We start from the raw sequence: 13,876 nt of genomic DNA on the forward strand, positions 1-13,876 counted from the left end.
TTTCGCAATGCCGTCCCACTTCGATGCCCGCCATGTCCGCCGCGCGTTCGCCCGCGCCGCCAACAGCTACGACGCCGCCGCCGCCCTGCAGCGCGAGGTGCAGGCGCGGCTGGTGGAATCGCTGGACTACCTGGAAGCACGCAAGCCCGAGGTGGTGCTGGATATCGGCGCCGGCACCGGCCACGCCAGTGCGCTGATGAAGAAGCGCTGGCCGAAGGCACAGGTGATCGCGCTGGACGTGGCGCTGCCGATGCTGGACCAGGCCAAGCGCCAGGCCGGCTGGTGGAAGCCGTTCCAGCGCCTGTGCGGCGACGCCGCCGCGCTGCCGCTGGCCGACAACAGCGTGGACGTGATCTTCAGCAACCTGTGCCTGCAGTGGGTGGACGACCTGCCGGCGGTGTTCGCCGGATTCCGCCGCGTGCTCAAGCCCGGCGGCCTGCTTCTGTGCTCCACCTTCGGCCCGGACACGCTGGTCGAGCTCAACGAGGCCTTCGCGGCCGCCGATGACCGCCCGCACGTGAGCCGCTTTGCACAGATCGCCCAGTTCGGCGATGCGTTGATGATGGCCGGCTTCCGCGACCCGGTGCTGGACCGCGACCTGTTCACCCTGACCTATGACGACCTGCCCTCGTTGATGCGGGAACTGCGCGCGATGGGCGCGACCAATGCGCGGGTGGACCGCCGCCACACGCTCACCGGGCGTGGCCGTTTCGCCGCTGCGGCAGCGGCGTATGAACCGATGCGGCGCGCGGATGGCAAGCTGCCCAGCAGCTGGGAAGTGATCTATGCCCACGCCTGGGCACCGGACCCGGGCGCGCCGATCCGCGAAGGCGGGCATGACGTGGCCTCGGTGCCGGTGTCGGCGATTCCGATACGGCGCAAGCAGACATAAGGCAGCCGGGCATGAACACCCACCTGTAGAGCCGAGCCCATGCTCGGCTGCTTCACCCTCGGCTGCTTCAGGTATTGGCCGGCGAACTCAGCGGCGGGCGCACCAGGTCGCGGTGGAAGAAATAGATTTCCTGCACCAGGAAGCGCCAGCTGGTGTGGAAGCTGCGGAAACGCGTGCTGGGCGTGGACGAGGCCAGCGCATCGATGCCCAGCGCCTTGCTCAGGCGCAGCGCGCGCGCCATGTGCAGCGGGTCGCTGACGATGATCACCCGGTGCAGGCCGCGCTGGTCCATCAGCCGCTTGGCTTCGACCAGGTTCTGCACGGTGTTGCGCGAGGCGGTCTCGATCAGGATCGCATCGTCCGGCACGCCATGCTTGAGCGCATACCGCCGCGCCACCTGCGATTCGGAGAAGCGCGCACCGGTGCCGCCGTAGCCGCCGGTGAAGATCAGCAAGGGCGCGTACCGGGCCTCGTACAGGTCCAGGCCATGGCGGATGCGCTCTTCGAATACCGGTGACGGCTTGGCGTCATAAGCCGCTGCGCCGAGCACGATGATGGCGTCGGCCTTGGCGGCCTGATCACGCTCGCCGACCCAGACGATCCAGGCGGTCACGCCCAGCAGCCAGATCACCAGCACCACGAACAGCCGCCACAGCCAGCCCAACGGGCCGGTACGGGGACGATGCCGGTCGCGGCTCACGGCGCCCCCCAGCGCAGTGCGGGCAGGTCGACGTTGCCGCCGGACAGCACCAGGCCCACGCGCAATCCGGCGAACCGCTGGGGTTGTGCCAGCACTGCGGCCAGCACGGTGGCCGAGGACGGCTCGACCACCTGCTTGAGCACTTCCCACAGCAGGCGCATCGCGGCCATCGTCGCGGCGTCATCGACCACGATCACCTCGGCGCCGGCTGCACGCAGCAGCGCGAAGTTGGGCGCGCCGACCAGGGTCCGCAGGCCGTCACAGATCGTGTCCGGGGTGAAGGCAGCCTGGCGCTCGCCTGCGGCCAACGAGCGTGCGGTGTCGTCGGCACCGGCCGGTTCGGCCAGCACCAGCCGGGTCTGCGGGCTGGCGAGCTGCAGGGCCAGCGCGGTACCGCTGGCCAGGCCACCGCCCCCCACCGGCACCACCAGCACATCGAAGGGGCCGTCGCTGTGCAGCAGCTCCAGCGCCGCGGTGCCCTGCCCGGCCATCACCGCCGGGTCCGCATAGGGATGGACCAGGGTCGCGCCGGTATCAGCCTGCACTTTGGCGCAGGTGGCCTCGCGGTCGGCGATGGTCGGCGGGCAGCGCCAGAGCGTGGCACCGTGGCGGGCGATGTTGGCCAGCTTGGCCGCCACCGCACCTTCGGGCACCACCACGTGGCAGGGAATGCCACGGGTGCGCGCGGCCAGGGCCAGAGCGGCGCCGTGGTTGCCGGAGGAATGGGTGACCACGCCGGCACTGGCGCGACCGGCATCCAGCGACCACACCGCATTGCAGGCGCCGCGGAACTTGAATGCGCCACCGCGCTGCAGATGCTCGGCCTTGAACGCCAGCTGCGCGCCGGCCAGCGCATCAAGCGTGCGCGAGCGCAGCACCGGGGTCACGCTGGCGTGCGGCGCGATCCGCGCAGCGGCAGCCAGGACATCGTCGGCACGGGGCAACAGTGAATCGCTCATGACGCAAGATTAACGTATGGCCCCGCGCTGGCGACCCCGGCACAGGTCATGCCAGCATGAAGGCCTTCACCTCCATTCATCCTGGCCAGTGAAGTTAAGGGCCGATTCAATGCCTGCGCACGAAGCTGACTGCACAACCCGTCCTCTGGGGGGACCCACCATGAAAATGCGCCTGATGCTTGCCGGTGGCCTGATGCTGGCCCTGACCGGCTGCACCACTTACGACTATGTCGGCGGTGGCCGCAGCGGCAGCTACTACCACGGTGCGCCGTCGGTGGAGTACCGCTACCCGGCCGGCTATCCCTACAACTACGGCTACCCGTACTACGGCGGCTATGGCGGCTACTACGGTGGCTATGGCAACCCGTACTACTCGCGCCCGATCTACCGCCCGCCGCACAACCACCGCCCGCCGCCGCGCCCGCCCGGCAACGGTGGCGAGAACCGTCCGCCGCCGTCGCGGCCGTCGTACAACGGTGGTTCGCCGTGGCGGAACATGGACTCGATGCGTCGCCCGCCGCAGTCGAACATCCAGCCGTCGGCGCCGCCGCCGCAAGCCCGTCCGGCCCCGGCGCCCAGCGCGCCGAGGATGAACGGTTCCCCCTGGCGCAACATGGATCGTGGGACGCAGCGCACAGTTGAGCGCTGAACCGTATTGCATTTCACACGGTCCAAGCCGCAATCTACGGGACCAGTGACGGCCCGCGTCACAAAGTGACAAAAACGACACGGGCAGCCGCAAAAAGCTCTACGTCGATATCCGACAGGAACATCTGGATCCCCCCTGTTCCGGCCCTGTCGGATGTCGGCACCTCTGAAGGCAGATGGCCCCGCAATGCGGGGCCATCTGTTTTGGAGGCGGTCCAGCGCCATTGGTGCAGGCCTCAGCTTCAGTAGATCCACGCCCTGCGTGGATGGGGGCTTTCCCGGCAGCCCCAAAAAAACAGGGCCGGACAGTCCCCCGACTGCCGGCCCTCTGCTCCCCCACCGTGCGCCTGTACCGGCCCCTGTTCCAATTCCGGTCACGGGCGCCTACGGCGCCAGCCACGGTGGGTGCTATTGGGTTATCTGCAAAAATCCTGCCAACTTTAGGGCTGATTTCGACGCCAGCCAGCCGACACCGGCGTCCCGGCCCCGAATGGCGCTAAAATCGCCACCCCGGCGCCGCCCCGGCCGCGCCCGCCCCCAGCTGAACAGCCCCCATGAACCCGTCCTTCCATCGTTACGACGTCATCGTCATCGGCGGTGGCCACGCCGGCACCGAAGCCGCGCTGGCCGCGGCCCGCACCGGCGTGCGCACCCTGCTGCTGACCCACAACATCGAGACGGTGGGCGCGATGAGCTGCAACCCGGCCATCGGCGGCATCGGCAAGGGGCACCTGGTCAAGGAAATCGACGCCCTGGGCGGTGCGATGGCGCACGCCGCCGACCGTGCCGGCATCCAGTGGCGCACCCTCAACGCCTCCAAGGGCCCGGCCGTGCGCGCCACCCGCTGCCAGGCCGACCGCAACCTGTACCGCATGGCGATCCGCGCCATCGTCGAAGGCCAGGCCAACCTGACCGTGTTCCAGGCTGCCGTCGATGACCTGGTCATCGAAGGCGACGCTGTACGCGGGGTCATCACCCAGACCGGCCTGCGCTTCGACGCCGAGGCGGTGGTGCTGACCGCTGGCACCTTCCTGGCCGGCAAGATCCATGTCGGCCCCACCCAGTACGCCGCCGGCCGCATGGGCGACCCGCCGGCCACCACGCTGGCAGCACGCCTTCGCGAGCGCCCGTTCCAGGTGGACCGCCTGAAGACCGGCACGCCGCCGCGCATCGATGGCCGCTCGCTGGACTACAGCGTGATGGACGAGCAGCCCGGTGATTCGCCACGGCCGGTGATGTCCTTCCTCGGCTCGGTGGACGAGCATCCGCAGCAGGTCAGCTGCTGGATCACCCACACCACCGAACAGACCCACCAGATCATCCGCGACGCGCTGCACCGCTCGCCGCTGTACAGCGGCCAGATCGAGGGCATCGGCCCGCGCTACTGCCCGTCCATCGAAGACAAGGTGGTGCGCTTCGCCGAGAAGGCCAGCCACCAGATCTTCGTCGAACCCGAAGGCCTGGGCATTGTCGAGATCTACCCCAACGGCATCTCCACCTCGCTGCCGTTCGACGTGCAGCTGGAGATGGTGCGCAGCATCCGCGGCTTCGAGAACGCGCACATCACCCGCCCCGGCTACGCGATCGAGTACGACTTCTTCGATCCGCGCGGGCTGAAGGCCTCGCTGGAAACCAAGCTGGTCAACGGCCTGTTCTTCGCCGGCCAGATCAACGGCACCACCGGCTATGAAGAAGCCGCCGCGCAGGGCCTGCTGGCCGGCCTCAACGCCGCTCGCCAGGTACGCGGTCTGGACGGCTGGTGCCCGCGCCGTGACGAGGCCTACCTGGGCGTGCTGGTGGATGACCTGATCACCCACGGCACCAACGAGCCGTACCGCATGTTCACCAGCCGCGCCGAGTACCGCCTGCAGCTGCGCGAGGACAATGCCGACCAGCGCCTGACCCCGGCCGGCCGCGGCATGGGCCTGGTGGATGACCACCGCTGGAGCGCGTTCGAGACCAAGCAGGCCGCCGTCGCTGCCGAACGCGCGCGCCTGGGCGCGCTGTGGGCGACCCCGGCCAATGCGCTGGGCCGCGAAGTGCAGGACACGCTGGGGGTAACGGTCAGCCGCGAAACCAACGTGCTGGACCTGATCAAGCGCCCCGAACTGGATTACGCGCAGCTGATGCAGGTGCCGTCGCTGGGCCCGGCCGTGGCGGACACCAAGGTGGCCGAGCAGGTGGAGATCGGCGTGAAGTACGCCGGCTACCTGGACCGCCAGCGCGAGGAGATCGAGCGCCAGCAGCGGCATGAAGCCACGCCGATCGCCGAAGCCTTCGATTACGCGACGGTACGCGGGCTGTCGGCCGAAGCACTGCAGAAGCTGGAGCGCGTGCGCCCGCAGACCATCGGCCAGGCGCAGCGCATCCCGGGCATGACCCCGGCGGCGATCTCACTGCTGCTGGTCCACCTGGAGCGTGCCCGCCGCGGCCGCGTGGCGTAACGCGGGGCCAGTGGAAGCCATCCACCCATGGCGTGGATCTACTGGATGTACGCATGCATTCGTGCCGACCAAGGTCGGCAGCTACCACAGCGGATCGCGTGCAGCATTGCAGTAGATCCACGCCATGCGTGGATGAATGACACAGCGCCGGCCAAGGTCGGCAGCGACCGGAACGAACGCCTCAACGCGCGTCCGCGCCACCGCCCAGCACCTTGAACAACGTCACCCGGTTGCCCGCCTCCTGCTGCTGCAGGGCGATCAGGTCCTGCTGTGCGGCATACAGGCTGCGCTGTGCATCCAGCGCCTGCAGGTAGCCATCCAGGCCCGTGCGATAACGCGCATCGGCCAGCGTGTAGCTGCGCTGGCTGGCGGCGACCAATGCACGTTGCGCGTCCATCTGCGTGGCCAGGTGATCGCGCGTGGCCAGGGCATCGGCCACTTCACTGAAGGCCTGCTGGATCGCCTTCTGGTACTGCGCGATGCCGATGTCCTTGCCGATCTTCGAAGCGTCCAGCGATGCCTTCAGCGCGCCGGCATGGAAGATCGGCGCGGTGATGCTGGGCGCGAACGACCAGCCGCGGGTGCCGGCCGAGAACAGCGTCGACAACGCGGTGGAGCTGTGGCCGTAGTTGGCGGTCAGCGTCAGCGTCGGGAAGAACGCGGCGCGCGCGGCGCCGATATCGGCGTTGGCCGCCTGCAACGCATGCTCGGCGGACAGCACGTCCGGACGCTGCAGCAGCACGCTTGAGGGAAGGTTGGCCGGCAGCGGTGCCAGCGCCACGGTGCCGTCCAGTGCCTGCGCGCTGGGCAGCAGTGCCGCCTCCAGCGGCGCGCCCACCAGCAACTGCAGCGCATCGCGATCCTGCGCCTGCTGGGTCTGCAGCTTGGCCAGCGCACCGCGCGCGGCTTCCACGCTGGTCTGCACCTGCGACAGGTCCAGGCCGGAGGCCAGGCCCTGTGCATGGCGGGCCTCGGTGCGCTGCAGGGTCTGCTGCTGGCTGTCCAGGGTCTGCCGGGTGAACGCCAGCGACTGCTCGTCGGCGGCCAACGCCAGCCAGGCCGTGGCCACTTCGGCGACCAGGCTGGTGCGCGCTGCGCGCTGGTTCTCGGCGCTGGCCAGCCAGTTCTGCAGGGCCTCGTTCTTCAGGCTGCGGATGCGCCCGAACAGGTCCAGCTCCCAACTGCTGATGCCCACCTGCACGGCATCGGATTCGGTGACCTGGGTGGCGCCGGTCTCGCTGTTGGCATCGCTCACCCGCGAGCGGGTGACATTGCCGCTGGCATCCACCGACGGCAGCAGCGCCGCGCGCTGGATGCGGTACTGCGCGCGTTCCTTCTCCACCTGCAGCATCGCCACGCGCAGGTCGCGGTTGTTCTGCAGCGCCAGCGCGATCACCTGCTGCAGGCGTGGTTCCAGGAACACCTCGCGCCAGGCCGGCATCGCCAGTACCGGTTCGGTGCCGCCGGTGGCCGCATTGCCGAACTGTGCCGGCACCGGTGCCTCGGGGCGCTGGTAGTGAGGGGCCATGCTCACGCAGCCGCCCAGCACGGCGGTCATCGTTGCGGCCGCCAGGGCACGCAGCAGCATCGGCGTCATGGGCTTGCCTCCGGGGCAGTGGCTTCGGCCGGCGCGCGGCCCGGGAACATGCGGCGCACCAGCAGGTAGAACAACGGCACGAAGAACATGCCCAGCACCATCGAGGCGACCGTACCGCCGGCCACGCCCGTACCCAGCGAACGGCGCGCGGCCGAACCGGCGCCGGTGGCGAACACCAGTGGCAACACGCCCATCAGGAACGCCAGCGAGGTCATCACGATCGGCCGCAGCCGCAGGTAGACGGCCTGCAGGATCGCTTCGCGGGTGCTCTTGCCCTGCTGTTCGAGGATGCGCGCGAACTCAACGATCAGGATGCCGTTCTTCGCTGCCAGACCAATCGTGGTCAGCAGGCCGACCTGGAAGTACACGTCGTTGTTGAGGCCACGCAGGTTCATCATCAGCACTGCACCGAACACGCCCACCGGCACCGCCAGCATCACCGCGAACGGCACCGCCCAGCTTTCATACAGCGCGGCCAGGCACAGGAACACAAACAGCAGCGAGATGGCGTACAGCATCGGCGCCTGGTTGCCCGACAGCTGTTCCTGGTAGGCCATGTCCGACCAGGCATGGCTGAAGCCTTCCGGCAACGTGTCGGCCAGGCGCGCGATCTCGGCCATCGCCTCACCGGAGCTGACGCCTGGCGCCGGCTGGCCGGTGATCTCCATCGCCGAGATGCCGTTGTAGCGCTGCAATGCGGCCGGCGCGCTGGTCCAGTGGGTGCTGACCAGCGATGACAGCGGCACCATCTGCCCGGCCTGGTTGCGCACGCTCCAGCGCTCGATGTCCTGTGGCTGCATGCGTGCTTCGGCCGTGCCCTGGATGAACACCTTCTTGATGCGGCCCTTGTAGATGAAGTTGTTGACGAAGTCGCCGCCCAGCGCCGCATTCAAGGTGTCATTGATGTCCTGCGGATTCACGCCCATGGCCTGCGCCTTGGCATCGTCCACCTTCACCGCGTACACCGGCGCGTCCTCCAGGCTGGCGTAGCGCACGTTGACCAGCTTCGGATCCCTGGCCGCCTTCTGCAGCAGGGTGTTGCGCGCGGCCACGGCGGCGGCATGGCCGGCACCGCCTTCATCCTGCAGTTCCAGGGTGAAACCCCCCGCATCACCCAGGCCGAGGATGGCCGGCGGCGAGGTGATGAACACCTGCGCATCGGGCACGCTGGCCATGGCTGCGGTCAGCCGCGCGGCAATGGTATCGGCATCGTCCTTGCGGTCATCCCAGTCCTTGAGCCGGATGAAGGCCTGGCCGACATTCTGGCCGCTGCCGGTGACACTGAAACCCGCAGTGGCCTGGATCGACAGCACGCTGCCGTCCTTCACCGCGGCGGCACTGAGGCGATCCATCACTGCACGGGTCTGCTCCAGGGTGGAGCCGGCCGGCAACTTCACCAGTGCGTTGAGCATGCCCTGGTCCTCATCGGGCAGGAACGCACCCGGCAGGTGCCACAACAGCAGGCCGGTGGCCACGCTCAGCACCAGGTAGAACAGTACGCCCAGCGTGCGCCGGCCAAGGAAGCCATCCACGCGATGGCGCAGGCCGTTGGAAGTGCGCTCGAAGCGGTGGTTGAACCAGATGAAGAACTTGCCCAGCAGGCTCGGCTCGCCGCCGTGGTCGCCATGCGGATGGCCACCCTTGGGGATCTGGTGCAGGATGCTGCCGCACAGCGCCGGGGTGATGGTCATCGCCACCAGCACCGACAGGATCATCGCAGCAGCGATCGTCACCGAGAACTGGCGATAGATCACGCCGGTGACACCGCTGAAGAACGCCATCGGCAGGAACACCGCGGTCAGCACCAGCACGATGCCGACCAGCGCGCCGGTGATCTGGCCCATCGCCTTCAGCGTAGCCGGCTTCGGTGCCAGCCCTTCGAAGGTCATCACCCGCTCCACGTTCTCCACCACCACGATGGCATCGTCCACCAGCAGGCCGATGGCCAGCACCAGCGCGAACATGGTCAGGGTGTTGATCGAGTACCCGAAGGCCGCCAGCACGCCGAACGTGCCCAGCAGCACCACCGGCACCGCGATGGTCGGGATCAGCGTGGCCCGCCAGTTCTGCAGGAACAGGTACATCACCAGCACGACCAGCGCGATCGCCTCGATCAGGGTGATCACCACCTCCTTCAGCGAGATGGTCACGAACGGCGTGGTGGTGAACGCCACGTGGGCGGTGTAGCCATGCGGCCAGTACTTCTGCAGCTGCTGAAGCCGTGCATCGATGGCCTTGGAGACGGCGATCGCGTTCGCACCGGCATTGAGTTCAATGCCCAGCGAGGCCGACGGCTTGCCATTGAAGGTGCTGATGCTGTCGTAGCTCTCCGGGCCCAGGCCGATCGTCGCTACGTCACCCAGGTGCACCACGCTGCCGCTGGCGTCAGCCTTGAGCACCACCTGCGCGAACTGCTCGGGGGTGTGCAGGCGGCTGCGTGCGGTCACGGTCGCGTCCAGCTGCTGGCCCTTCAGCGCCGGCTGGCCTCCCAGCTCACCGGCCGACACGTCGGTGTTCTGCGCCTGCAGTGCGGTCTCGATGTCCGACGGCATCAGTGCGTACTGGCGCATCTTTTCCGGGTCCAGCCAGATACGCATGGCGTATTCCTGGCCGATCGGCTGGATGTTGCCGACGCCGCTGACACGGCTGATCTGGTCGTCGATGCGCGCTTCCATGAAGTTGGCGACATCGAAGTTGTCCATGCTGCCGTCTTCGCTGGTGAACGACAGCACCTCGAAGATCGAACCACTGGACTTGGTGATGGTCAGGCCGTTCTGCTGCACCGCCTGCGGCAGCGTTGCCATGGCCGCCTGCAGCTGGTTCTGCACCTGCACCTGCGCGGTGTCCGGGTTGGTGCCGGTGGCGAACACCAGGTTGACCTGCGCCGAGCCATCGGAGGCACTGGTCGAGGTCATGTACATCAGATGGTCCAGGCTCTGCTGGGACTGCTCGATGACCTGGGTGACCGCGTTTTCCACGGTCTGCGACGAGGCGCCGGTGTAGGTGGCGCGGATGGTGATGGTGGGCGGGGCGATCTGCGGATAGCGGTCCACCGGCAGGATCATGATCGCGAGCAGGCCGAGCAGGCTGACCGCGATGGCGATCACCCAGGCGAAGATCGGCCGGTCGATGAAGAAACGAACCATGCGCGGCAGGCCTCAGTGCGACTTTTCGTCGGTGTTGCCGTTCGGGTCGATCGCCGGCATTGCTGCCAGCTGCGCCGTCGTGGCCGCCACCGCCTTCACCTGCTGGCCGAGCGCCACGGCACTGCCGTTGCTGACGATCACCCGCTCGCCGGCCTGCAGGCCCTGCGTGATCTGCCACTGGTTACCCACCACCTGGCCGGTGCTGACCCGGCGCTCGATCACGTGGTCCCTGGCATCGAGCAGGCGCAGCAGCGGCTCACCGCGTTCATTGCGCACCACCGCCTTCTGCGGCACCAGCAGCGCACGTGCATCGGTGGCCATCGGCAGCACCGCCTTCAGGTACATGCCCGGCAGCAGCAGGCCGTCCGGGTTCGGGATGACCGCGCGCAGCACCACGTTGCCGGTGCCCGGATCGACCGCGCTGCCGACGAACTCCAGCGTGCCTTCATGCGCATAGGTGCTGCCGTCCTCCAGCAGCACCTTCACCTGTGCCTTGCCATCGATGGCCTTCACCAGGCCGGCATCGAGCTGCTTGCGCAGCGCCAGCATCTGCGTGCTGGACTGGGTCACGTCCAGATAGACCGGGTCCAACCGCTGGATGGTCGCCAGTGCGGCGTCCTGGCCGGCAGCGACCAGCGCACCGGCGGTGACGCTGGAGGTACCAATGCGGCCCTCGATCGGCGCGGTCACCCGGGTGTAGTCGAGGTTGATGCGCGCAGCCTGCAATGCAGCGCGCGCGGCGATCACATTGGCCTGTGCCTGCTTCAGTGCCGAGGTGGCATCGTCGGCGTCCTGCTTGCTGGCCGCATCCATGCCCAGCAGCGTGCGGGTGCGCTCGGCCTTCGGCTGCGCCGACAGCACGGTGGCCTCGGCCTGCGCCAGCTGGCCACGGGCGGTATCGAAGGCGGCCTGGTACGGCGCCGGATCGACCTGGTACAGCAGCTGGCCGGCCTTGACCTGCTGGCCTTCGGTGAACAAGCGCTGGCGGATCAATCCGCCGATCTGCGGCCGCACCTCGGACACCTCGAACGGCACCGCCCGGCCGGGCAGGGTCTGCTGCAGTGCCAGCGGCTGCGCGCTGGCGGTGATCACGCCCACTTCGGGGGTGGCCGGGGCTTCGGTCCTGCCCGCCGAGCAGGCTGCCAGGGCCAGCAACAAGGGCAACAACAGCGAACGGGGGGAACGGGACAGCGGACGCAGGAGTGACATGGGGGCGTGGGGGCCTTTCGTTGACCCTCGCACGCTGCCGTGAAACTGTGCAGAGAATATGGAGAATGTGCGACCGGCTCAGCTGACGCTTGCTTTCGGCGCCGCATGCGCCGCTAATGGCCCCCGCGATGGCGAAGATTCGACTCAAATTGGGCCTGACCGCGAAGACCTTCCTCGCGATCTTCACCGCCTGCCTGCTGGTGCTGGCGGTGAACGGCATTGCCAGCCGCGTGGCGTTCCAGACCGGCTTCCTGGACTACCTGAACGACCAGGGCGATCTGCGCATGCAGCGCCTGATGCCCCACCTGCAGCGCGAGTACAGCGCGCACGGCGGCTGGGAGCATCTGCGCGGCGACAGTGATCGCTGGGCGCGCCTGCTGCGCCCGGACCTGGCTCATGGGCACGAAGGGCCGGTGCCCCCGCTGTCCGACCAGACCGGCGTTCCCTCCCGGCTGGGCCTGTTCGATGCGCAGCATCGGTTCGTGGCCGGCAACCCCGATGCCACCAGCGATGACGATCCGCATCCGGTGCAGCTGGACGGGCACACCGTCGGCTGGCTGGGCATGGTGCCGTTCCAGACCGTCATCGCCACCAACGATCTGAATTTCTACAACACCCAGATGCGCGCATGGTGGGTGATCGGCATCTCGCTGCTGCTGGTGACGGTATTGCTGGCCTGGCTGGTGTCGCGCGCGCTGCGCCAGCGCCTGGCCAAGCTGGCCGCGGCCACCCACCGGCTCGCTGCCGGCGACTACGCCACCCGCATCGAGCGCACCAGCGATGACGAGCTGGATGCACTGGTCAACGACTTCAACCGGATGGCGCAGGCGCTGGACGACACCGAGCGCAACCGCCGCGCCTTCATCGCCGACATCTCGCACGAACTGCGCACGCCGCTGGCGGTGGTGCGCGCCGAACTGGAGGCGATCGAGGACGGCATCCGCCCGCTGGACCGTGCCAACCTCGGTGCCCTGCAGGGCGAGATCCGCCAGCTGGGCAAACTGATCGACGACCTGCACGACCTGTCGATGACCCAGTCCGGGGGCCTGGCCTACCGCTTCGCCCCGCTGGACCTGGTGGCGCTGCTGCGCAGCGAGCTCAATGGCATGCGCGTGCGCTTCTCCACGGCAGGGCTGGCACTGGAAGAAGACCTCCCCACCACACCGCTGCAGGTATCCGGTGACGAGCGACGCCTGCAGCAGGTCCTGGCCAACCTGCTGGAAAATGCGCTGCGCTATACCCATGCCGGCGGCCGTGTACTTGTGCAGGCAGCGCGCGTACCTGCGGGCATCCAGCTGATCGTGGAAGACACCGCACCGGGCGTGCCGGCCGACAAGTGCGCACTGCTGTTCGAGCGATTCTACCGGGTGGAGAGTTCGCGCAACCGGGCCAGCGGCGGCAGCGGGCTGGGCCTGGCCATCAGCCACAACATCATCCTCGCCCACCGCGGCCACATCCATGCCGAGCCCTCGCCGCTGGGCGGCCTGCGCGTGGTCATCACCCTGCCGGAGTCTGCATGAGCACGTCCCCCGTCACGCCCGCGAAGGTCCTGATCGTCGAGGACGAGCCACGCCTGGCCTCGGTCCTGCGTGACTACCTGGCCGCCGCCGGCATGACCAGCGAATGGGTGGACGATGGCGGCCAGGTGATCGACGCCTTCACGCGTTACCAGCCCGATCTGGTGCTGCTGGACCTGATGCTGCCGCAGCGCGACGGCGTGGACCTGTGCCGCGAACTGCGCGCCGGCAGTGACGTGCCGGTGATCATGGTCACCGCACGGGTGGAAGAGATCGACCGCCTGCTGGGCCTGGACATCGGCGCCGACGACTACATCTGCAAGCCGTTCAGCCCACGCGAAGTGGTCGCGCGGGTGGTGGCGGTACTGCGCCGCTACCGCCCGGATCCGGCGGCACGGGCCAACAGCGGGCTGCACATCGACGAGCCAGCGGCACGCGCCACCTGGAATGGGAGAGGCCTGGACCTGACGCCGGTGGAGTACCGCCTGCTGCGCACCCTGCTGGCCACGCCAGGCCGGATCTGGGCGCGCGATGAGCTGCTCGACCGCCTCTATCTGGACCATCGCGTGGTGGTCGACCGCACCGTCGACAGCCACGTGCGCAACCTGCGCCGCAAGCTGGCCGACGCCGGCATGGAAGGCGAGCCGATCCGTTCAGTATACGGGATGGGCTACAGCTACGAACCCTGAGACATCGGTAGTGCCGAGCCTATGCTCGGCTGCTTCTGCCCTGATGGCCGGCAAGCCGAGCATGGGCTCGGCTCT

10 protein-coding genes are annotated in these 13,876 nt (G+C 68.3%); 5 read left to right on the top strand and 5 right to left on the bottom strand.

Annotated features, from left to right (window positions below):
• Positions 1 to 7: 7 nt before the first annotated feature.
• Complete coding sequence (gene bioC / locus B9Y64_RS17485; protein WP_014648766.1) at positions 8 to 892, top strand: malonyl-ACP O-methyltransferase BioC; 885 nt, start codon at positions 8 to 10, stop codon at positions 890 to 892.
• Between the two features lie 67 nt (positions 893 to 959).
• Here bioC and B9Y64_RS17490 read toward each other — a convergent pair whose 3' ends face one another.
• Together B9Y64_RS17490 and B9Y64_RS17495 are read right to left on the bottom strand one after the other, a co-directional pair.
• Positions 960 to 1,604: a YdcF family protein gene (locus B9Y64_RS17490; protein WP_406753173.1), complete on the bottom strand. Its 645-nt coding sequence runs from the start codon at positions 1,602 to 1,604 to the stop codon at positions 960 to 962.
• Complete coding sequence (locus B9Y64_RS17495; protein WP_100441810.1) at positions 1,589 to 2,551, bottom strand: pyridoxal-phosphate dependent enzyme; 963 nt, start codon at positions 2,549 to 2,551, stop codon at positions 1,589 to 1,591. The genes B9Y64_RS17490 and B9Y64_RS17495 overlap by 16 nt, the downstream gene beginning before the upstream one ends.
• Before the next feature lie 160 nt (positions 2,552 to 2,711).
• Between B9Y64_RS17495 and B9Y64_RS17500 the strand changes: the two genes are divergently transcribed.
• Both B9Y64_RS17500 and mnmG read left to right on the top strand, forming a co-directional pair.
• On the top strand, positions 2,712 to 3,200 hold the full coding sequence (locus B9Y64_RS17500; protein WP_100441811.1) for a hypothetical protein: 489 nt from the start codon (positions 2,712 to 2,714) through the stop codon (positions 3,198 to 3,200).
• A 553-nt stretch (positions 3,201 to 3,753) separates the two neighbouring features.
• Positions 3,754 to 5,643 (top strand): tRNA uridine-5-carboxymethylaminomethyl(34) synthesis enzyme MnmG, encoded by a 1,890-nt coding sequence (mnmG, locus tag B9Y64_RS17505; protein ID WP_100441812.1) that lies wholly within the window; start codon positions 3,754 to 3,756, stop codon positions 5,641 to 5,643.
• A gap of 181 nt (positions 5,644 to 5,824) precedes the next feature.
• Here mnmG and smeC read toward each other — a convergent pair whose 3' ends face one another.
• The 3 genes from smeC to smeA are packed head-to-tail and all read right to left on the bottom strand — an operon-like array spanning position 5,825 to position 11,595.
• Positions 5,825 to 7,240 carry a multidrug efflux transporter outer membrane subunit SmeC gene (gene smeC / locus B9Y64_RS17510; protein WP_100441813.1) on the bottom strand — a complete coding sequence of 472 codons (1,416 nt, stop codon included), beginning with the start codon at positions 7,238 to 7,240 and terminating at the stop codon, positions 5,825 to 5,827.
• Positions 7,237 to 10,386: a multidrug efflux RND transporter permease subunit SmeB gene (gene smeB, locus B9Y64_RS17515; RefSeq protein WP_100441814.1), complete on the bottom strand. Its 3,150-nt coding sequence runs from the start codon at positions 10,384 to 10,386 to the stop codon at positions 7,237 to 7,239. The genes smeC and smeB overlap by 4 nt, the downstream gene beginning before the upstream one ends.
• Before the next feature lie 12 nt (positions 10,387 to 10,398).
• On the bottom strand, positions 10,399 to 11,595 hold the full coding sequence (gene smeA / locus B9Y64_RS17520; protein WP_100441815.1) for a multidrug efflux RND transporter periplasmic adaptor subunit SmeA: 1,197 nt from the start codon (positions 11,593 to 11,595) through the stop codon (positions 10,399 to 10,401).
• A 116-nt stretch (positions 11,596 to 11,711) separates the two neighbouring features.
• On the opposite strand from smeA, the gene baeS reads away from it, so the two are divergent.
• Together baeS and B9Y64_RS17530 are read left to right on the top strand one after the other, a co-directional pair.
• Positions 11,712 to 13,115, top strand: coding sequence for a sensor histidine kinase efflux regulator BaeS (baeS, locus tag B9Y64_RS17525; protein ID WP_100441816.1), 1,404 nt, complete (start codon positions 11,712 to 11,714; stop codon positions 13,113 to 13,115).
• The gene (locus B9Y64_RS17530) at positions 13,112 to 13,801 is read left to right on the top strand and encodes a response regulator (RefSeq protein WP_100441817.1); all 690 of its coding nucleotides are present in this window, start codon (positions 13,112 to 13,114) and stop codon (positions 13,799 to 13,801) included. Before baeS ends, B9Y64_RS17530 begins: the two co-directional genes overlap by 4 nt.
• The last annotated feature ends 75 nt before the right edge of the window (positions 13,802 to 13,876 follow it).

Origin of the sequence: Stenotrophomonas maltophilia (assembly GCF_002799245.1) — a bacterium.
Classification (GTDB): Bacteria; Pseudomonadota; Gammaproteobacteria; order Xanthomonadales; family Xanthomonadaceae; genus Stenotrophomonas; species Stenotrophomonas maltophilia_S.